Source organism: Variovorax sp. Varisp46, from assembly GCF_059491885.1.
Genome location: NZ_CP168515.1, coordinates 2,668,663 through 2,688,570, shown reverse-complemented (window position 1 = coordinate 2,688,570; position 19,908 = coordinate 2,668,663). Strand labels below are relative to the sequence as shown.

The 19,908-nt window shown below is 67.5% G+C and carries 20 protein-coding genes; 9 read left to right on the top strand and 11 right to left on the bottom strand.

Features of this window, described 5'->3' with window-relative positions; translation table 11 throughout:
• Nucleotides 1-82 precede the first annotated feature (82 nt).
• From ACEN9N_RS12760 to ACEN9N_RS12740, 5 genes are all read left to right on the top strand, one after another.
• Nucleotides 83-895 carry a class I SAM-dependent methyltransferase gene (locus tag ACEN9N_RS12760; RefSeq protein WP_495656195.1) on the top strand — a complete coding sequence of 271 codons (813 nt, stop codon included), beginning with the start codon at nucleotides 83-85 and terminating at the stop codon, nucleotides 893-895.
• 177 nt (nucleotides 896-1,072) lie between these two features.
• Nucleotides 1,073-2,872, top strand: a complete 1,800-nt coding sequence (locus ACEN9N_RS12755; RefSeq protein WP_413335725.1) for an FAD-dependent oxidoreductase — start codon at nucleotides 1,073-1,075, stop codon at nucleotides 2,870-2,872.
• Nucleotides 2,873-2,874: 2 nt separating this feature from the next.
• Nucleotides 2,875-4,716, top strand: coding sequence for a 2-oxoacid:acceptor oxidoreductase subunit alpha (locus ACEN9N_RS12750; RefSeq protein WP_042673326.1), 1,842 nt, complete (start codon nucleotides 2,875-2,877; stop codon nucleotides 4,714-4,716).
• Nucleotides 4,713-5,768, top strand: a complete 1,056-nt coding sequence (locus ACEN9N_RS12745) for a 2-oxoacid:ferredoxin oxidoreductase subunit beta (RefSeq protein ID WP_495656194.1) — start codon at nucleotides 4,713-4,715, stop codon at nucleotides 5,766-5,768. The genes ACEN9N_RS12750 and ACEN9N_RS12745 overlap by 4 nt, the downstream gene beginning before the upstream one ends.
• A gap of 45 nt (nucleotides 5,769-5,813) precedes the next feature.
• Complete coding sequence (locus ACEN9N_RS12740) at nucleotides 5,814-6,251, top strand: CBS domain-containing protein (RefSeq protein WP_007833062.1); 438 nt, start codon at nucleotides 5,814-5,816, stop codon at nucleotides 6,249-6,251.
• On the opposite strand, the gene fusA is transcribed toward ACEN9N_RS12740, so the two are convergent.
• Nucleotides 6,248-8,308: an elongation factor G gene (gene fusA, locus ACEN9N_RS12735; RefSeq protein WP_495656193.1), complete on the bottom strand. Its 2,061-nt coding sequence runs from the start codon at nucleotides 8,306-8,308 to the stop codon at nucleotides 6,248-6,250. The two genes, ACEN9N_RS12740 and fusA, sit on opposite strands and share 4 nt — an antisense overlap.
• A 272-nt stretch (nucleotides 8,309-8,580) precedes the next feature.
• On the opposite strand from fusA, the gene ACEN9N_RS12730 reads away from it, so the two are divergent.
• On the top strand, nucleotides 8,581-9,234 hold the full coding sequence (locus tag ACEN9N_RS12730) for an alpha/beta fold hydrolase (protein ID WP_495656192.1): 654 nt from the start codon (nucleotides 8,581-8,583) through the stop codon (nucleotides 9,232-9,234).
• 11 nt (nucleotides 9,235-9,245) lie between these two features.
• Here the strand turns inward: ACEN9N_RS12730 and ACEN9N_RS12725 are convergent, their stop codons facing one another.
• The 4 genes from ACEN9N_RS12725 to ACEN9N_RS12710 form a co-directional block, all read right to left on the bottom strand.
• Nucleotides 9,246-10,079 carry an alpha/beta hydrolase gene (locus ACEN9N_RS12725; protein ID WP_007833067.1) on the bottom strand — a complete coding sequence of 278 codons (834 nt, stop codon included), beginning with the start codon at nucleotides 10,077-10,079 and terminating at the stop codon, nucleotides 9,246-9,248.
• A gap of 10 nt (nucleotides 10,080-10,089) precedes the next feature.
• Entirely contained in the window at nucleotides 10,090-10,935 is an 846-nt protein-coding gene (gene kdsA, locus ACEN9N_RS12720; protein WP_495656191.1) for a 3-deoxy-8-phosphooctulonate synthase, read from the bottom strand.
• Nucleotides 10,936-10,970: 35 nt separating this feature from the next.
• Nucleotides 10,971-11,957: a S1C family serine protease gene (locus ACEN9N_RS12715; protein WP_495656190.1), complete on the bottom strand. Its 987-nt coding sequence runs from the start codon at nucleotides 11,955-11,957 to the stop codon at nucleotides 10,971-10,973.
• 105 nt (nucleotides 11,958-12,062) lie between these two features.
• Nucleotides 12,063-13,736, bottom strand: coding sequence for an alpha/beta hydrolase (locus ACEN9N_RS12710; RefSeq protein ID WP_495656189.1), 1,674 nt, complete (start codon nucleotides 13,734-13,736; stop codon nucleotides 12,063-12,065).
• Between the two features lie 207 nt (nucleotides 13,737-13,943).
• Here ACEN9N_RS12710 and ACEN9N_RS12705 point away from each other — a divergent pair, with 207 nt between their 5' ends.
• On the top strand, nucleotides 13,944-14,210 hold the full coding sequence (locus ACEN9N_RS12705; protein WP_007833071.1) for a hypothetical protein: 267 nt from the start codon (nucleotides 13,944-13,946) through the stop codon (nucleotides 14,208-14,210).
• Between the two features lie 30 nt (nucleotides 14,211-14,240).
• Here ACEN9N_RS12705 and ACEN9N_RS12700 read toward each other — a convergent pair whose 3' ends face one another.
• A complete protein-coding gene (locus tag ACEN9N_RS12700; protein WP_413312755.1) occupies nucleotides 14,241-14,447 on the bottom strand; it encodes a hypothetical protein in 207 nt (68 codons plus the stop codon).
• A 134-nt stretch (nucleotides 14,448-14,581) separates the two neighbouring features.
• Nucleotides 14,582-15,265: a DNA oxidative demethylase AlkB gene (gene alkB / locus ACEN9N_RS12695; RefSeq protein ID WP_495656188.1), complete on the bottom strand. Its 684-nt coding sequence runs from the start codon at nucleotides 15,263-15,265 to the stop codon at nucleotides 14,582-14,584.
• A 161-nt stretch (nucleotides 15,266-15,426) separates the two neighbouring features.
• Here alkB and ACEN9N_RS12690 point away from each other — a divergent pair, with 161 nt between their 5' ends.
• Nucleotides 15,427-15,657 (top strand): hypothetical protein, encoded by a 231-nt coding sequence (locus ACEN9N_RS12690; RefSeq protein ID WP_042673331.1) that lies wholly within the window; start codon nucleotides 15,427-15,429, stop codon nucleotides 15,655-15,657.
• A gap of 93 nt (nucleotides 15,658-15,750) precedes the next feature.
• Nucleotides 15,751-17,379: a phospholipase D family protein gene (locus ACEN9N_RS12685; protein WP_495656187.1), complete on the top strand. Its 1,629-nt coding sequence runs from the start codon at nucleotides 15,751-15,753 to the stop codon at nucleotides 17,377-17,379.
• 89 nt (nucleotides 17,380-17,468) lie between these two features.
• Here the strand turns inward: ACEN9N_RS12685 and ACEN9N_RS12680 are convergent, their stop codons facing one another.
• The 4 genes from ACEN9N_RS12680 to ACEN9N_RS12665 form a co-directional block, all read right to left on the bottom strand.
• Nucleotides 17,469-17,975, bottom strand: a complete 507-nt coding sequence (locus tag ACEN9N_RS12680; protein ID WP_007833081.1) for a murein hydrolase activator EnvC family protein — start codon at nucleotides 17,973-17,975, stop codon at nucleotides 17,469-17,471.
• A 155-nt stretch (nucleotides 17,976-18,130) separates the two neighbouring features.
• Nucleotides 18,131-18,613, bottom strand: coding sequence for a CreA family protein (locus ACEN9N_RS12675; RefSeq protein ID WP_413312761.1), 483 nt, complete (start codon nucleotides 18,611-18,613; stop codon nucleotides 18,131-18,133).
• Between the two features lie 14 nt (nucleotides 18,614-18,627).
• Entirely contained in the window at nucleotides 18,628-19,179 is a 552-nt protein-coding gene (locus ACEN9N_RS12670) for an NUDIX hydrolase (protein ID WP_007833088.1), read from the bottom strand.
• A gap of 17 nt (nucleotides 19,180-19,196) precedes the next feature.
• On the bottom strand, nucleotides 19,197-19,898 hold the full coding sequence (locus ACEN9N_RS12665) for a fumarylacetoacetate hydrolase family protein (protein WP_495656186.1): 702 nt from the start codon (nucleotides 19,896-19,898) through the stop codon (nucleotides 19,197-19,199).
• Nucleotides 19,899-19,908: the final 10 nt, after the last annotated feature.

The window sequence follows — 19,908 nt, the reverse complement described above, 5'->3', positions numbered from 1 at the left end:
CACGCGGCGGACTCGTCGGGGAGGACTGGCCCGCTCGGGAACGGAAGCTCAAGGCGCCGTTCGGAGCTTTCAAGGAGATCCCATGGCTGAGAGCGACAAGGTGTTCGCGGGTTCGATCCCGAGGTTCTACGACACGCTGATGGTCCCCCTGATCTTCGAGGCCTATGCCGCCGACATGGCGCAACGCGTCGCTGCCTTCTCGCCCGGCGCGGTGCTTGAGACGGCCGCCGGCAGCGGCGTGGTCACGCGTGCGCTTGCACCAAGACTCCGCGCCGACGCACGCTATGTGGTGAGCGACCTCAACCAGCCCATGCTCGACTATGCTGCCGCCCGCCAGGGCCCCGACGGCCGCATCGAATGGCGGCAGGCGGATGCGCTCGGCCTGCCGTTCGAAGATGCCTCGTTCGATGTCGTTTGCTGCCAGTTCGGCGCGATGTTCTTCCCCAACAGGGTCGCCGGCTACGCCGAGGCGCGTCGCGTGCTGAGGCCTGGCGGGCGCTTCGTCTTCAACGTCTGGGACCGCATCGAAGAGAACGCCTTTGCCGACGATGTCACCAACGCCGTTGCCGCGATGTTTCCGGACGACCCTCCGCGATTCCTTGCCCGCACGCCGCACGGCTATCACGATGTCGCACTGATCCGCGAGGATGTGAGCCGCGCAGGGTTCACCGGCATCGAGATCGAGACGCGCGAGGAGGTGAGTCGCGCGCCCTCGGCACGCGAGGTCGCCACCGCCTATTGCCAGGGAACGCCTCTGCGCAACGAAATCGAGGCGCGCGACGCCAGCTTGCTTCAGCTCGCGACGGACCGCGCAACGCAGGCGATCGCCAGCCGCCATGGCGAAGGCCCGGTGGCCGGCAAGATACAGGCGCACGTGATCGTTGCGAAGGGATAGCGCAGGCCCGGGCGCACACGCATTGCCAGCATCGATGCGGGGATTGGCCACCGAGGCATAGCCCGGAGCGCTGCGGGATTCCACCAAGGCCGTGCGCCCGCCAGTGCGGCGCATACTGGCGGCAAAGCCGCATGCCGGCCCCTCCGGGGTCGAGGGAGGCTTGCCAGGAGACACGCATTGCAACGCACCAACATTGCAGATCCGGCCTACTTCCACAAGGTTGTCGATTGCCAGTACGCCTGTCCGTCGCATACCCCCGTCCCTGAATACATCCGCATGGTCGCGCAGCGCCGCTACGGCGACGCCTACATGATCAACTGGGTCTCCAACGTCTTTCCCGGCATCCTGGGGCGCACCTGCGACCGTCCCTGCGAACCGGCTTGCCGGCGCGGGCGGGTGGAAGAAGGCAACACGAAGGAGCCCGAGCCGGTGGCGATCTGCCGCCTCAAGCGCGTGGCAGCCGACATGAAGGAAGACGTGCGCGCGCGCATGCCGAAGCCCGAACCGAAGAACGGCAAGCGGGTCGCCTGCGTCGGTGCGGGGCCGGCCTCGCTCACCGTGGCGCGCGACCTCGCGCCGTTGGGCTACGAAGTGACGGTGTTCGACGGCGAGGCCAAGGCCGGCGGGTTCATCCGCACGCAGATACCGCGCTTTCGCCTGCCGGAGTCGGTGATCGACGAAGAGACGGGCTACATCCTCGACCTGGGCGTCGAATTCCGCGGCGGCGAGCGCATCGATTCGATGAAGGCATTGCTGGCGCAGGGATGGGACGCGATCTTCGTCGGCTGCGGCGCACCGCGCGGGCGCGACCTGGACGTTCCCGGGCGCCGGGAGGCAGCGGCCGGCATCCACATCGGCATCGACTGGCTGAACTCCGTGTCCTTCGGCCACGTCAGCAGCATCGGCCGGCGCGTGATCGTGCTGGGCGGCGGCAACACGGCGATGGACTGCTGCCGGTCGGCACGCCGCCTGGGCGGTACCGACGTGAAGGTCATCGTGCGCAGCGGCTTCGACGAAATGAAGGCCTCGCCCTGGGAGAAGGAAGATGCCCAGCACGAAGGCATTCCGATCATCGACTTCCATGTGCCCAAGGCCTTCGTGCACGAGGAGGGCAAGCTGCTGGGCATGCGCTTCGAAATCGTCCGGGCCGAATACGACAGCCAGGGCCGCCGTACGCTGGTGCCGACGGGCGCACCGGACGCGTACTTCGAATGCGACGAGGTGCTGGTCGCGGTGGGCCAGGAAAACGCCTTTCCGTGGATCGAGCGCGACAGCGGCATCGACTTCGACAAGTCGGGCTTGCCGGTGCTCGAGAAGACCAGCTTCCAGTCGACGGTGCCCAACGTGTTCTTCGGTGGCGATGCGGCCTTGGGGCCCAGGAACATCATCACGGCCGTGGCCCACGGGCACGAGGCGGCAGTGTCGATCGACAAGCTTCTGCGTGCCGAACCGGTGTATGTGCGGCCCGCGCCCATGACCAACCTGGTGTCGCAGAAGATGGGCATCCACGAATGGAGCTACGGCAACGACACCTCCAACGACCTGCGCTACAAGGTGCCGTGGGCCAAGGCCGAGATGGCGCTGGCGAGCATCCGCGTGGAGGTCGAGCTTGGCTTCGACGCCGCCACTGCCTTCAAGGAGGCCGAGCGCTGCCTGAACTGCGATGTGCAGACCGTGTTCACCGAGGCCGCCTGCATCGAATGCGATGCCTGCGTGGACATCTGCCCGATGGACTGCATCAACTTCATCGACAACGGCGACGAAGCCGAACTGCGGCCCCGGCTCAAGGCGCCGGCACTGAACCTGGCGCAAGATCTGTACGTCTCCGGCGGGCTCAAGACGGGCCGCGTGATGGTCAAGGACGAAGATGTCTGCCTGCACTGCGGCCTGTGCGCCGAGCGCTGTCCCACCGGCGCGTGGGACATGCAGAAGTTCCTGCTGAAGATGACGCCGGCAGGGCAGGGGGTGGCCGCATGAGCATGAAGCAGATAGAGGCGGTCAACGACTTCGTCATCAAGTTCGCCAACGTCAACGGCTCGGGTTCGGCCTCGGCCAACGAACTGTTCGCCAAGGCCATCCTGCGCATGGGCGTGCCGGTGAGCCCGCGCAACATCTTCCCGAGCAACATCCAGGGCCTGCCGACCTGGTACGAGGTGCGGGTGACCGAGCAGGGCCATCTCGGGCGGCGTGGCGGTACCGACATGATGGTGGCGATGAACCCGCAGACCTGGGACGCCGACGTGGCCGAACTGGAGCCCGGCGGCTATCTCTTCTACGACAGCACGCGGCCGCTGCCGCCATCGAAGTTCCGCGACGACATCCGCGTCATCGGCATGCCGCTGACGGAGATCTGCAACGCGGTCTACCAGGACCCGCGCCAGCGCCAGCTGTTCAAGAACATCGTCTATGTGGGCGCGCTGGCGATCCTGCTCGGCATCGAGCCGGAAGTGGTCGAGAAGCTGTTCGGCGAGCAGTACAAGGGCAAGGAAAAATTGTTGGCCTCCAACGTGCAGGCACTGCACCTGGGCTGCGACTTCGCGAGGGAGAACCTGCGCGAGCCCGTGGGGCTGCAGGTGCGGCGCGCCGACCGGGTGGGCGACCGGATCTTTGTGGACGGCAACAGTGCCGCGGCGCTGGGCTGCGTGTATGGCGGCGCCACGGTCGCAGCCTGGTATCCGATCACGCCGTCGTCCTCGGTGGCCGAGGCCTTCCAGAAGTACTGCGCGAAATTCCGCGTGGACCCGGCCACGGGCCAGCACCGCTTCGCCATCGTGCAGGCGGAAGACGAACTGGCCTCGATCGGCATGGTGGTCGGCGCCGGCTGGAACGGCGCACGCGCCTTCACGGCGACTTCGGGGCCGGGCATTTCGCTGATGGCCGAGTTCATCGGGCTGGCCTACTTCGCCGAGATCCCGATCACGCTCATCAACGTGCAGCGCGGCGGCCCTTCCACCGGCATGCCGACGCGCACGCAGCAGGCCGACATCCTGTCCTGCGCCTATGCCTCGCACGGCGACACCAAGCACGTGCTGCTGTTCCCCGAAGACCCGCACGAATGCTTCGAGCAAGCGGCGGCGGCGCTGGACCTGGCCGACCGGCTGCAGACACCGGTGTTCCTGATGACGGACCTGGACATTGGCATGAACCAGCGCCTGTGCAAGCCCTTCGCCTGGGACGACAGCAAGGCCTACGACCGCGGCAAGGTCATGAGCGCCGAGGAGCTCGAGGCGGGCCGCGACTTCGGCCGCTACAAGGACGTGGACGGCGACGGCATTCCGTGGCGCACGCTGCCGGGTACGCACCCGACCAAGGGCAGCTACTTCACGCGCGGCACGACGCGCGACGCCTATGCCCGGTATTCGGAGCGCGGCCCCGATTACATCTACAACATGGAGCGGCTGCTGAAGAAGTTCGCGACCGCGGCCACGCTGGTGCCGCAGCCGGTGCTGCGGCCTGCCGCCCAAAAGACCGCGCTCGGCGTGATCTATTTCGGCTCGACCAGCCCGTCGATGCATGAGGCGCTGCAGGCGCTGGAAGAGCGCGGCATCCACCTCGATGCACTGCGGCTGCGCGCCTTTCCCTTTCCGGACAGCGTGGTGCAGTTCCTGGCGCAGCACGACAAGGTGTTCGTGGTCGAGCAGAACCGCGACGCGCAGATGCGCAGCCTGCTGGTCAACGAACTGGACGCCGACCCCGCCCGGCTCGTGCGCGTGCTGCATTTCGACGGCACGCCGATCACCGCGCGCTTCATCGTGCAGGCGATCAGCTCGCATGTGCAGACGCATGCATCCGGCAGCACCGGGACGAAGGAACTTGCATGACCTATCTCGCCAAGCCCCGGCTGCGCCATCCGACGCTGACCACCAACAAGGTCGGCTACACGCGGCGCGACTACGAAGGCAAGATCTCCACGCTGTGCGCCGGCTGCGGCCACGATTCGATCTCCGCCGCCATCATCGAGGCCTGCTGGGAGCTGGACATCGAACCGCATCGCGTGGCCAAGCTCTCGGGTATCGGCTGCAGCTCCAAGACGCCGGACTATTTCCTCGGTGCATCGCACGGCTTCAACACCGTCCATGGCCGCATGCCCAGCGTGCTGACCGGCGCCAACCTGGCCAACCGCGACCTGCTGTACCTGGGTGTCTCGGGCGACGGGGATTCGGCGTCCATTGGCCTGGGACAGTTCGCCCACGCCATGCGGCGCGGCGTGCGCATGGCCTACATCGTGGAGAACAACGGCGTCTACGGCCTGACCAAGGGCCAGTTCTCGGCCACCGCCGACCAGGGTTCCAGGAGCAAGAAGGGCGTCGTCAACAGCGACAGCCCGGTGGACCTTGTCGCCATGGCGCTGCAACTGGGAGCCAGCTACGTGGGGCGGGGGTTTTCGGGTAACAAGGCGCAACTTGTGCCACTCATCAAGGGCGCGATCAGCCACGGCGGGTCTGCCTTCATCGACGTGATCAGCCCCTGCGTGGCCTTCAACAACCACCCCGGCAGCACCAAGAGCTACGACTACGTGCGCGAGCACAACGAGGCGGTGAGCCGCATCGACTTCATCAGCGGGCGGGAGGAAATCACCGTCGACATGGGGGCGGGCGAAGTGGTGGACGTGCGCCAGCACGACGGCACGCTGCTGCGCCTGCGCAGCCTGCATTCCGACTACAACCCCGGCGACCGCTATGCCGCTATGGCCTACATGCAACGGCACCAGGAGATGGGCGAAGTGGTCACCGGACTGCTCTATGTCGATCCGCTGGCCACCGACCTGCACACGGCGCTCAACACCGTCGACCGGCCGCTCAACGCGCTGGGGCCGGCCCATCTGTGCCCCGGCGCCGAGGCGCTGGAGCGGCTCAACGACTCCTTGCGCTGAGCGAAAGCCGGCGGCACCATTCACGCTACTTCCGGAGGGCGCACCATGGCCGAGCGCACCGTTTTCCAATCCATCTCGCGCGCACATGTGGTCAGCCTGGGCCCGCAGGCCAGCGTGCGCGACGCTGCCTGCGTGATGACGCGGGCCAGTTGCGGCAGCGTGCTCGTCATGGAGCTGCCGGACACCCTGCTGGGCATCCTCACCGAGCGCGACCTCATGACCCGGGTGCTGGCCCGGGGACTCGATCCCGATCACACCGCGGTGCGCGAAGTCATGACGCCCAACCCGATCTGCGTGCCGCCTGAAACGCTGGTGTCCGATGCCGTGGTGCTCATGCTCGAGCGCGGCTTTCGCCACCTGCCGCTGGTGGCGGGAGCGAAGGTGCTCGGCGTGTTCTCGGTGCGCGATGCGCTGCCGCGGGAAATCGGCGCCGCAGTCAGCCTGAGCGAGTTCCGCGAGCAGGTGAACGACGCTTTGGGCTAAGCCTCGTCGCGCACCTGGAACTGGCCCATCAGCGCCTGTTGCGTTGCCGGCGGCACGGCTTCGTAGTGCGACAGCGCGATGGTGTAGCGGCCCTGGCCGCTGGTCATCGCATTCAGCCGCGACTGGTAGCTGGCCAGCTCCGCCATCGGCACCTGCCCGCGAACGATCACGCTGCCGATTCCCATGGCCGACGTGCCCGTGACCAGGCCGCGCCGCGACGACAGGTCGCTCGTGACGTCGCCCACGGAATGCTCGGATACGACGATCTCGATCTGGACGATCGGCTCCAGCACGACCGGCCTGGCCTCGCGGACTGCCGCCATGAAGGCCTTGCGGCCCGCAGTCGCGAAGGCGATGTCCTTGCTGTCGACGCTGTGGTGCTTGCCGTCGTACACCACCACCCGCACGTCGACCACCGGGTAGCCGGCGATCACACCGCCCAGCAGTACCTCGCGCACGCCTTTCTCGACCGCGGGGATGAACTGGCTCGGTATCGCGCCGCCCCTGACCTCGTCATCGAACTGGAAGCCGGCGCCGCGCGCCAGCGGCTCGATGCGCAAAAAGACTTCGCCGAACTGGCCGGAGCCGCCGGTCTGCTTCTTGTGGCGGTGATGGCCCATGGCCGGTGCGGCCACCGTCTCGCGATAGGCGATGCGCGGCGGCCGCGTCCGGACCTCGAAGCGGTACACCTCGCGCAGGCGCTCGAGCACCGTGCGCAGGTGAAGCTCCCCGAGGCCGTAGAGGATCGTTTCGTTGGTGGCGGCCACGTGCTCGATGCGCAGGCAGGGGTCTTCGGCCGCGAGCTTGCCGAGGATCTCCCAGGTGCGCTGCTCGTCGCCATGGCGTGCGGGTTCCACGGCGAGTCCGTGCACCGGCACAGGAAATTCCAGCGGCGCGAGATGGACGTGGTCGTCTTCGCTCGCGTCGTGCAGCACGGCGTCGAAGTGGATCTCCTCGATCTTCGCCACCGCCACGATGTCGCCCGGCACGGCGCGCGACACCTCCACGTGGTCCTTGCCCTGCAGCATGAACAGATGGCCCACCTTGAAGGGCTTGCGGCCGTCGCCGATGTAGAGCTGGCTGTCGCTCGCGACCGTGCCCTGGTGCACGCGGAAGATGCCGAGCTTGCCGACATAAGGGTCGCCCATGACCTTGAACACATGCGCCAGCACATGCAGCGACGGATCGGGCCTGGCCTGCATCGGCTTGGCATCCGCGCCTTCGCCGACCAGGAAGTCCGGCGGGTTGGCTTCGGCGGGGTCGGGAAGCAGCCTGACGATCACGTCGAGCAGCTCGGCCACGCCCGCGCCGCTGCGCGCCGAGACGAAGCAGACCGGAATCAGGTGGCCCTCGCGCAGCGCCTGTTCGAGCGGCGCATGCAGCTCGGCCGGATCCATGTCGCCCTCTTCCAGGTAGCGCTCGACGAAGGCCGCATCGACCTCGACCACCTGCTCCACCAGCGCGCGGTGCGCTGCTTCGACGGGGCCGAAGTCGGACTGCCCGAAGCGGTTGAAGAAGCAGTCCACCACCTGCTTGCCGACCCCGTCGGGCAGGTTCAGCGGCAGGCATTCGCGGCCGAAGGTGGCCTGGATGTCGGCCAGCAGGCGCGCCAGCGAGACGCCCTGCGAGTCGATCTTGTTGACGATGATCATGCGGGCGAGGTGGCGCGAGGCCGCGTACTCCATCATGCGCACCGTCATCGGCTCGATGCCGGTGGCGGCATTGATGACCACCGCCGCCGTCTCGACCGCCTCCAGCGCCGGCAGGCTCTGGCCAAGGAAGTCGGGGCCGCCGGGCGTGTCGATGAAGTGGACGCGCGTGCCGGCATGCGTGAGGTGCATCACCGATGCGTTGAGCGAGTGCAGCATGCGGCGCTCCAGCGGGTCGTAGTCGCTGACGGTGCTGCCGCGCTCGATGCTGCCGCACGCTGCGATGGCGCCAGCCTTGTGCAGCAAGGCCTCGGCAAGGGAGCTCTTGCCGGCTGCGGCGGCACCGACGAGCGCCAGCGTTCGCACTGCTTCCATTTCGGCCGTGGGGCCGTTCGATCGGCTTGGCATGGCGTGGACTCCTTCACGTCCGCAAGGCCGGTCCGGCGGCCCGCAAGGGCTCGGGTGCTGCGCGTGGACGCCAAGCCAGCGTACGGGATTGAACGTGTCAACGCAAGCCGGTGCTGCTTGCTGGCATGTCGCGGGGACAGGAGCCCTCGCATCCTGCCCTGCGCCGAGCTTGGCGCGAACACGATCCCCAAGCAACAATGTGCGCACGGCGAAATTGCTGCGGCCGATGGCCCGGCGCCTGCTCTGCAGCCGTATCCGAGAGGACAAACTGGATGGCAAGATTCATTTTGGTGCCAGGTGGTTGGCACGGAGCCTGGGCATTCGAGGCTGTCGGCAATGCGCTGTCAGGCGAAGGCCATGAAGTCCAGGCGCTCACTCTCTCGGGGCTGGGCGACGAGCCCGCGGATGGCGCCAATCTCGACAGTCATATCGACGAGGTGGTCCAAGCGGTTCGCGGGCGCGATGCGAGTGCCGTTCTCGTCGGTCATTCGTATGGGGGAATGGTCATCACCGGCGCGGCGGACAAGGAGCCGTCGCGCATCAGGGCCATCGTTTACGCCGATGCCTATGTGCCGGACAACGGTGCATCGGTCTGGGCGCTCGCCACACCGAGCTACCGGGAGCGTTTCATAGCGGGCGCGGCTGCGGATGGATTGACTTGCGCGCCGCCGGCCCATCTCGACAGGCGATGCCGTCCCCATCCGATCGCTACCTTCCTGCAGGCGATCAAGTTGACCGGCAACTGGCGCAACGTCCGCAGCAAAGCCTTCATCGCCGCGTGTGGGTGGGAAGGAAGCCCATTCGTCGAGCTGTACGAACGCCTGCGGCTGGACCCTGAATGGGTCACGCATCGCCTCGAATGCGCACACGATGTTCCGCGCCTGGCCCCCGAAGCTCTCGCGAGGATTCTCTTGAAGTACGTATAGGAAGGCCGGCCCTAAGCCGCCTTCGGCTCCGGAAGAATCGCCGTCAACGCAAAGTCGATGAGATGAAGCCAGGTCGCTTCGAGCCCCATGATGCTGTGATGGTTCGACCCCGGAATCGTCTGCACGCTGATCGGCGTGGGCCATGCGGCGATGAGCTTTTGCGAGCGCTCGGGCACGACAACGTCATCGTGCTCCGCCAGCAGCACCTGGGTTTTCGCGGCGACCTCCTTGGAATGCTCCAGCGAGTTGAACTGGTGCCGCAGCAACAGCGACAGCGGCACGAGCGGGAACCGCTTTTTCGCAATCTCCAGCATCGAGTCGTAGGGCGTTACCAGCTGCAGGCTCTCGAAGTCCTGCAGCGCCACGAGCTGGATGGCAACGCCAGTTCCCAGGCTGCGGCCGACGACGTGCAGGCGCGCCTGCGGAAAGGCGCGGCGCAGGTGGTTGGCGAACTGGGCCGCGTCCTCCACCGAGGCAATCTCGGAAGGATGGCCCTGCGAGTCGGCCACGCCGCGGTAGTTGATCGCGGCGAAGCCGAAGCCCTTGGGCAGCCAGTGCAGCATCTGCGCGGTGGCGCGCACGTCCTCGCCGCGGCCGGCGAAATAGACGAACAGGTCCTGCAGCGTGTCTTCACCCTGGGGGTGGTAGACATACCCGCGGACCATCCCGCCCGGCACGGTGTGGGAGTAGGTGGAGAAGTCGTCCGACAGGTGGACGACGGGGAGCTTGCGGGCGTTGAACAGGATGTGCCCCTGGCGCGTCGCGAGGAGGGTCCAGTACGCCGCGATGCCGCCGATGGCGGCGGCCGAAGCCGACAGGGCAATGCGGGAGACTTTGGATGACAAGATGGGCTCTTCAGATATTCAGGGGTGCGAACGACTTGACCAGATCGTCCAGCGCCTTGATCTGCGCCAGGAACGGTTCGAGCTTGTCCAGCGGCAGCGCGCTCGGGCCGTCGCACTTGGCGTGCGCCGGGTCCGGGTGGGCTTCGAGGAAAAGGCCGGCCAGGCCGACCGCCATGCCGGCGCGCGCCAGGTCGGCCACCTGTTCGCGGCGGCCGCCCGACGCGGCGGCGCCGGCTTCGCGCTGCTGCAGCGCATGGGTCACGTCGAAGATGACAGGCAGGTTCTGCGTGACCTTCTTCATGACGCCGAAGCCCAGCATGTCGACCACGAGGTTGTCGTAGCCGAAGCAGGTGCCACGGTCGCACAGGATGAGCTTGTCGTTGCCGGCCTCCTTGAATTTCTCGACGATGTTGAGCATCTGCGACGGGCTCAGGAACTGCGGCTTCTTGATGTTGATGACGCGGCCGGTCCTGGCCAGCGCCACCACGAGGTCGGTCTGGCGCGCGAGGAAGGCGGGCAGCTGCAGCACGTCGACCACTTCGGCGACAGGCGCTGCCTGCGCGATCTCGTGCACGTCGGTCAGCACGGGAACACCGAAGCTGTCTTTCACGGCCTGCAGGATCTTCAGGCCCTCATCCAGGCCGGGGCCGCGGTAGGAGTGGATGGAGGAGCGGTTGGCCTTGTCGAAGCTGCCCTTGAAGACGTAGGGAATGCCCAGCTTCTGCGTGACGCGCACGTACTCCTCGGCGGAGCGCAGTGCCAGGTCCTTCGATTCGAGAACGTTGACACCGCCGAAGAGGACGAAGGGGGCGTCGTTGCCGGCGTTGACTTGAGGGGTGATGGTGACGGTGGACAAGGTTTTCTCCTGGACGGGTGCTTCGCTGCAGGCGCCTATTGTCGTTGCGCCGGCCGGTCTTCATCCCAGCCTGCCGGCGATACCGTGATGTAGAACGGCGTCAGCGTCCCGGCCACCGGCCGCAGCAGCTTGAGCAGCAGCGGCCGCCCGTACCCTTCGCCCGCCAGCCGCTTGAGCAGGTCGGACAGCTGGGCAAGCGGTATCCCGTCGCATCCGATGAGGATGTCGCCGCTGCGCAGCCCGTCGCGCGCCGCGGCCGAGCCGGCCACCACCTCGACCACACGCACGCCGGTGGCCACGGGCCATTCGTTCTCGCGCACCCAGCGCCTGGGCAGCGCCACCGCCGCACACTGCACGCCCAGCTTGCCGCGGCGCACTGCGCCATGGCGCATCAGCTCGCCGGCCACCCAGCGCGCGGTGTCGATGGCCACCGCGAAGCTCAGGCCTTGCGCCGACGGGATCACCGCCGTGTTCACGCCGATCACCTGCGCCGCGCTGTCGAGCAGCGGGCCGCCCGAGTTGCCGGGGTTGAGGGCCACGTCGGTCTGGATCACGTCCTCGATCATCCGGCCGCCGCGTGCCGGCAGGCTGCGCCCCAGCGCACTCACGATGCCCGCGGTCACGGTGAAATCGAAGCCGAGCGGGTTGCCGACCGCCACGGCCAGCTGGCCGGGTTGCAGGGTGGCCGAGCTGCCCAGCGGCAGGAAAGCCCCCGGGTGCGACTCGATGCGCAGCACCGCGATGTCGGTCGAGGCGTCCAGCCCCACCAGGCGCGCGATGCTTTCGGTGCCGTCGGCGAACGCGGCGCGCAACTCGGTTGCGCCCTCGACCACGTGGGCGTTGGTGAGCGAGAAGCCGTCGGGCGTGAACAGGAAGCCCGAGCCGCTGCCGTGGGAGGCTGCGTTGCCGCGCTGAGCCGCCTTGCGGACCTTGATGTGCGCGACCGCCGCGCTGGCGGTGTGCGCCACCCGCGTGACGGTGGCCGAGTAGGAGTCAAGAATGAATTCGTCGCGCGCGCCCATGGAGCACCTCTTTCAGTCGCCTGGATCCCAGAGGAGGTGGCGGCGTGCCGGAGGTTTTCAACCCGGCCGTGACGGGCGCCCCCGGCAAGCGCGTGCGGTGGCCGCTCAAGGCGCCTTGGGCCGCGACGACGGCTCCCACGAGTCAGGCGTGGTCGCGACCAGCGACTTGAAGTCCTTCCAGGGCCGAGCGCCCGGGATGGTGCGCCCGCCGACGATCACCGCCTTCGCGAACACCACCATGCGCTCGCGCAGGTAGGCCTGGTCGGAGGCGGGCCAGGTCTCGATCGAATGCGGCCCGCGCGCCAGCACTATCTCCTTCACGCCGCGGATGCGGTTGTAGGCGGCCACCGTGCCTTCGAGCGTTTCCGCGCGGTCCCACAGGCCCTTGCCGAAGAAGGCGGCCGGCCAGCGGTCCATGCCCGCGAGCGTGGACGAGTTCGGATAGAACGCGATGTGGTGCTCGGCCGCCATGCCGCCCAGGAACAGGTTGCGATCGGCCAGGTCGGGCGAATCGCCCACGTAGCCCGCGCCGCTGGCGAACGACGACAGCAATATCGCGCCGCGGATGTTCCGCAGGCCCTTGGGCGGTGTGCAGTTGGGCTCGGGCATGTCGAAGCTGCACTGCGCCACGTAGTTGCGGGTCATGGCCCACGCAGTGGACATCGAGCCGCGCGAATAGCCGCCGAGCACCAGCGGAATTTCGCTCGACGCCATGCCCGCCAGCAGCCGGCCCCGGGTGGCGTTGCCTTCGAGCACCTCGCCCTTCGGCGTCAGGATGCGCAGGCCGCGCCCGGTGTCCAGGGCGGCGAGCGCACGGAACACGTCCTCGCCTTGCTCCAGCGTGTTGGTGTCGCTGAAGCCGCCCGACAGTCCCTCGCCGCGCCGGTCGTAGGCCAGCACGTCGAAGCCGGCCTGGTTGAGCGCGTACAGGTTCTCGCGCCACCAGCGCTGGCCCATGGTCTCGGTGGTCGCGTTGGGAAAACTGATGGGCACGGTCCTGCCGGTCTTCTCGTCGATGCGGTACGCAGCTTCGTCCGGATGCTGGACGGCCGTGAGCTGCCCGCCGCCGCCCGGCGCCATGATGGCCAGCGCGCGCACCTTCCTGCCCTTGCCGTCATCGACGCCGGCGCCTTCGATGTACCAGCCGCGCAGCTTGATGTCGCCGGTCATCTTGAGGTCGATGCGCTCGAAGGTGTCGCGCGGCGCGGTGAATTCGACGATGTAGGTGCGGGCGTCGGCCTCCGCGATGCCCTCGCGGTACGGCGCCTTGGCGAAGAAGGCGGGCCGGCGGATCTGCTTCAGGTCGACCTGGCCGTCCGGATCGATCTTGCCGGAAGGGTCGACCACGCCGGTCGAGCGTGTGGCGCGCTCCTTGTTGGGCGGCAGCCAGCGCTGCATCTGCGCGTCAATGCGCTTGAAGCAGGCCGGGTCTTCCTTGCAGGCGCGCCAGCGGGCCTTGAGCTTGTCGCCGGTGAATTCGCCGATGTGATAGTCGCCGCCCGCGTAGCCGGCGGGCGCGCGGTTGGCTGTCGTCAGCACCGGTACGCAGACCTTGGTGCCTGTGCTGTTTTTCTGGCCTTGCGGCAGCAGGTAGCCGCCCATCATGGCGTTGCGGTCGGCACCGACCCAGGCGGTGCAATCGGTGGGCGGCGGCGTGCTGGCGGTGGCCTGGCGCTGGGCCTCGCTGGTTCCGGTGCACGCGCCCAGCAGGAGCGAGGCGGCGAGGGCGCATGCAGCGGCGCATCGAGGTGCAGGGCGCGTGATCGTGGCGGTCATCATCGAATCAGGTGCTCCGTGAGCGAGGAAATTGGAGGCCCGATCTTCGCTGCATCGACGTCTTGCAACGGAGGCCGGAACCGTTTCCGGATGCAAGCGCGCTCCCTGTTGCCTGTAGGAAATGTCCTGCACGGAGATGCGCTGATTTCCGCTCCCTACCGCCGCGGCACACGCGTCCAATCGCCGCCGCTTCACAAGGAGACACCAGAGATGAACTTCGAAGGCATCTATTGCTTCGACACGGCGAGCGTGCGATTTGCCTTCTACCCCGAAGGCCCTGACGGGCCGCGCGTCGTCGCGCAGATTTCAGAGGAAACCCTGCACGACGAATTCGGTGCACGCGAAATGGGAGAGGGCCTGCTGGAAACGTGCAGGCGGTACTTCCACGTCATCGAGCCCGTGGCGATTGCCCGCTACCAGGCGGGGCAGCGCGGCGCCATCACGCTCACGGTCGACGACTTCGCATTGCACGCCTGAGCCCCAAGGCTGTAAGGCGTAGCGTTCCACTCAACCGTGGCCGGCAGGCACGCGGTGCCGGATCTCGCTTTGCAGCGCCCGCTGGCCGGCCGAGAGCGCCAGCTCATAACTTTCCGCTGCGTCGTAAGCCCTGCGCAGCACGCGCGGGTGTGCTCCTGCGTCGTCGGTTTCGAGCAACTGCCAGACAAAGGCGCCCGGCAGCGGCTCCACGATGGTGAGTTCGATGGGATGTGTCATGGCTTGCAACATGGCGCGGCGAGGGGGAGTTGTCTGTAGGCCGTTGGCGACGGTCGTTGCGCAACTTGCAGGCTGCCCCCTCAGGAAAGACCTCTTCGATATCTTCCTTGTCTTGCCGGTCGCCTGCATGCGCGTCACCCCGCCTTGCGGAACGTGAGGTTGATGCGGATCGCGCCCAGCAGCGGATGCGGTTCATCCTTCAGTGGCAGCACGCCGTGGTAGCGCAGCCGGTCTTCGCCGCCCCAGACCACCACGTCGCCATGCATCAGAGGAATGCGCGCCGCCTTGTCGCCGCGCGCGTGGCCGCCGAACAGGAACACGGCAGGCATGCCGAGCGACACCGAGACGATGGGGGCGCCGTAGTCGCGCTCGTCCTTGTCCTGGTGCAGCGACAGGCGTGCGCCGGGCGCGTAGCGGTTGACAAGGCAGGCGTCGGGCGCGAAGCCGTCGAAGCCGGCTGCCGAGGCCGCCTCGCGCGCCAGCCGCGTGAATGGCTCGGGCATGGCGGGCCACGGCTTGCCGGTGTCGGGATCGGTGGCGCTGTAGCGGTAGCCGCGCCGGTCGCTGGTCCAGCCCAGCGCGCCGCAGTTGGTCAGCGCCACGGACATGGTGAAGCCGCCCGGCGTGACGAGGTGGCGGAACGGCGCGCGTTCCGCCAGCCCTTCGATGGCCGGCAGGAGCGCATCGACGAAGGGCAGGGCGAGGCCGGGCAGCACGAAGGCCCCGGGCCCGAGCCGTTCGCGCCCCTCGCGCGGCGGGTCGTCGAACAGCGCGAGGGTGGCCGGCCTGCCCGCTGCGGAATTGGTCTTTGTGTTCATGCCCCTCGATCTTTGCTGAAAAGCGGAGGCATGTGCCGGCCCCCATATTCGAGGGATGCTGTTCGAGAGTGCCGCCTTTAGTCTCCGCCTGACGAATATTTGTAGTGCTTAGGGTTTCAATTCATGGCACTGCGTTACAAAAAGGGTAGGGTGTATTCATCATGGCCAGCGCTCGAGTCGCTCTCAGCGTTCCAGAAGGCTGGACGGGTTGGATCGAGCTCATGCGCACACCCAGCGGCACTTATGCCGGCATCTGCGAGCTGAGCCTGGGCGGCATTCCGCGCTGTGCCCTGGTGATCACCCAGCAGCTGTCGTGGGATGCGGCGGTAGAGCGGGCCACGCTGCGGGCGGATCACTTCGTCAGGCAATGGGAGCCGACGCGCGGGCACTGAACCCGGACGCGATCGGCGGTGCAGCACGTTCGACAGGCGCGTGGTAGAAACCGCGAGCTTTTCGATCCACGCTCCAACCCACCTCTGTTTTTCATGCCGAATTTCCCCTGTCGGGCTGCCGACGAACCGTGCGCCCGGTGGCTGGCGTGGCTGCTGCTCGGCATCGTTGCGCTGTGCATGGCCGGCTGCGCCGGACTGCCTGCCGACGTGCAGCGCAAACCCTCCGTGGCAATCAGCGATGGCGCGGACACCACCCTGGGCCGTCTCGTGCAGGCGGCTGCCCCGCCCGGCGAGCCGCTCAGCGGATTCAGGCTGCTGCCCATGCCACAGTTTTCGCTGCACGCGCGCATCGAGCTCGCACGCCGCGCGCAGCGCTCCATCGACGTGCAGTACTACCTCGTGCAGAACGACGAGACCGGCCGCTACCTGCTGCGTGCCCTGCGCGATGCGGCCGACCGCGGCGTGCGCGTGCGGCTGCTGGTGGACGATCTCTACACGGCTGGCGCCGACCCGCTCTTCGCCAGCTTCGCCGCGCATCCGAACGTCGAGGTGCGGTTCTTCAACCCGTTCCCCGCGGGGCGGGGCCGCTTCGGCACGCGCTGGGCCTGGTCGATACTGGACTTCGACCGCGTGCACCGCCGCATGCACAACAAGCTCTATGTGGTGGACAACGTCATCGGCGTCATGGGCGGGCGCAACATGGCCAACGAGTACTTCCTGCGCGACGGGGGCTCGAACTTCATCGACATCGACACGCTGGTGGCCGGCGCTGTGGTGCCCAGGCTGTCGTCGCTGTTCGACATGTACTGGAGCAGCCCGTACGTCTACCCCATCGAATCGCTGGTGCCCGCCACGGGCGAAACGCCGCAACAGCTGCGCGAGCGCTTCGACAAACTGACCACCGGCCCCGAGCAGCTGCACCCCGAGGAGCCCGCCTCCACCGACCTGCTGGGCAACAACCCGTTGGCCAAGGACCTGGACGCGGGCGCGCTCAAGCTGGTCTGGGCGCGCGCCGAGGCTTACGCCGACGCGCCGGCCAAGGCGCTTGCGCCGACGGACGAAGCGCGCGGCCTGCCCGCCGACGAATCGAAGGACAGCGTGCTCTACAACGTGCGCCGCTACCTGCGCGGTGCCGAGAACGAGATCATGCAGACCACGCCCTACCTTATTCCGGGGCGCGGCGGCATGGAGACGATCCGCCTCGTGCGCGGCAACGGCGTGGGCTACAGCATCGTCACCAACTCGCTGGCGGCCACCGACGAGTCGCTGGTGCACATCGGCTACCGCCGCTACCGCGCGGAGATGCTGCGCCTGGGCGTGGAGCTGTACGAACTGAGCCCCAAGCGGGTGGAGCAGACCAGGCGCTTCGGCATGTACGGCTCGGCCAGCGGCCGGCTGCACGGCAAGTCGGCGGTGATCGACCGCAAGATCGTGTTCATCGGCTCGATGAACTTCGATCCGCGTTCGATGCTGCACAACACCGAGGTCGGCATCTTCATCTTCAGCCCGCAGATCGCCCAACAACTCACCAGCCTGATCGGCTTCATCCGGCTGGACGGCGCCTATCAACTGCAGCTGGGACCGACGGGCGCCATCGAGTGGGTGAGCCCGGCCACGGGGGACGCGGCCGACACCATCCTGCACCAGGAGCCCGAAACGGATTACTGGTCGCGCTGGAAGCTGGAGTTGCTGGCGCCGCTGGTGCCCGAGAGCCTGCTCTAGCCGACGAGGCCAGGGCTTCGGCATGACAGCGCCCTGAAAGCAAAAAAGCCCCACGAGGGGCTTTTTTCATGGGCGGCTGGCGCCGCCTGTCATTGCTGAAGCAATCCGTTGAGATACGGCTCGGGGTTCACGGCCGTGCCGTTCTTGCGGATTTCGAAGCGCAGCTTCACGCGGTCGGCGTTGCTCTTGCCCATCTCGCCGATCTTCTCGCCCTGTCGGACCACCTGGTTCTCCTTCACCAGGATGGTCTGCAAGTGCGCGTAGGCGGTGAGGAAGGTCTCGTTGTGCTTGACGATGATCATGTTGCCGTAGGCCGGCAGCTCGCCACCCACGTACACCACACGGCCGTCGGCCGAGGCGACGACCGGATCGCCCAGGTTGCCGGCGATGTCGATGCCCTTGGTGCGCACGCCGTCGAAGCGCGCCAGCGTCGCGCCGGTGGCGGGGCGCACGAACATCGCGGTGGGTCTTTGCACGGGGGGAGTGACCGAGGGGCCGGGCCGCGGCGCGTTGAGGTCGGTGGTGGTACAGGCCGCGAGGCTCGCGGCAACCAGGGCCAGGGCGGCGATACGGGAAACAAAAGTCTGAAGATGCATGGCGCTGTGTTGGAACGGTTTCGTTGCGGAGGGTTCCGGCGATCTGGCTCGCCGCGGCCCGCGGGGGGAGGCCACGCGGGCGATGCTAGCAAACTGCCGCGACGGCGCCCCGCGAAAGAGCAACCGGCTGTGAAGGGGCCATCGGCCCCCGGGCGCTACTTGAGCGGGATCGGCGTGCCGCGGTCGATGGGCACCGCCGTCACGCTGTTCTTGGGCGAACCGTCGATCAGCAGGTCGGAGTAGGTCAGGTAGACCAGCGTGTTGCGCTTCGGGTCGACCATGCGCACCACGCGCAGGCGCTTGAAGAGCACCGACAGCCGCTCGCTGTAGACCTCCTCGCGCTTGGGCAGCGGCTGCGTGATGCTCACCGGGCCGACCTGGCGGCAGGCGATGGAGGCCTCGGCCTTGTCCTCGGCCACGCCGAAGGCGCCGGCCAGCCCGCCGGTCTTGGCGCGCGAGACGTAGCACGTCACGCCGCTGACCTTGGGGTCGTCGTAGGCCTCGATCACGATCTTGTGGTCCGGGCCGATGAGCTTGAAGGCGGTGTCGACGTCGCCCACGGTTTCCGCCTGCGCCGTCGTGGCCAGGATGAATCCGAGGCCGATCGCGGCGCGAAGCAGGATGGAGCGAAGTGTCATGGGGCGCTGCGGGTTCAGACGATGTCGAACGTGTGGACTCGGTCGAAGCTGCCGCGGCGCCGGTCCTCGAAGTAGTGCTCGAGCGTCTCGCGCACGGTGCGAAAGGCGATCTCGTCCCAGGGAATCTCTTCTTCGGCGAAGAGCCTGGCCTCGATGGTCTCGTGGCCTGGGTCGAACCTGTCGTCGAGCAACCGGGCCCGGTAGAACATGTGCACCTGGCCCACGCGCACCACGCTGATGACGGAGAACAGGCCCTCCATCACATAGTGGGCGCCGGCCTCTTCGTCGGTCTCGCGGGCCGCGCCCTGGGCGGTGGTTTCCTCGAGCTCCATGAAGCCGGCCGGCAGCGTCCACTTGCCCCAGCGCGGTTCGATGTTGCGCTTGCACAGCAACACCTTGTCGCCCAGGACCGGGATGGTGCCCACCACGTTCAGCGGGTTCTCGTAGTGGATGGTGTGGCAGGCCGGGCAGACGGCGCGCTGCTTGGTGTCGCCGTCGTCCGGCACGCGGTAGACCACCGCGGTGCCGCAGTTCTTGCAATGCTTGATGGGTACGCGCAGGAGCATGGAGCCGGCTGCCGTCTTCAGGCGATCTTGACGGTCAGCTTGGGCAGGCCCGCGACTTCGCCCACGAGCGTGTCTCCGGCCACCACCGCGGCCACGCCTTCGGGCGTGCCCGTGAAGATCAGGTCGCCGGGCTGCAGCTCCCACGCGGCCGACAGGTGCTCGATGGTCTCGGCGACGTTCCAGATCAGCTTGCCCACGTTGCTGCGCTGGCGGTCGGTGCCGTTCACCTGCAGGGAGATCTCGGCTTTTTCCGCATTGCCGGCCTGCGCCACGGGCACGATCGGGCCGAGGGGTGCGCTCTGCTCGAAGCTCTTGCCGATGTCCCAGGGGCGGCCCTGTTTCTTCATGTCGTTCTGCAAGTCGCGGCGCGTCATGTCGAGGCCGACGGCGTAGCCGTAGATGTGCTTGTGCGCATCGGCCGCCAGGATGTTCTTGCCACCCGTGCCGATGGCCACGACCAGCTCGATCTCGTGATGCAGGTTCTTCGTGAGCGAGGGGTAGGACATGGTGCCGGTCTGGCCCGCGTCGACCACCACCAGCGCATCGGCCGGCTTCATGAAGAAGAAGGGCGGCTCGCGGCCGGTGAAGCCCATTTCCTTGGCGTGATCTTCGTAGTTGCGGCCCACGCAGTAGATGCGGTGCACCGGGAAGCGGGCGGGCTGGCCGGCCACCGGCACCGAGACGGTGGCGGGCGGGGCGAAGACGAACTCGGAAGCCATTGCGACGTGT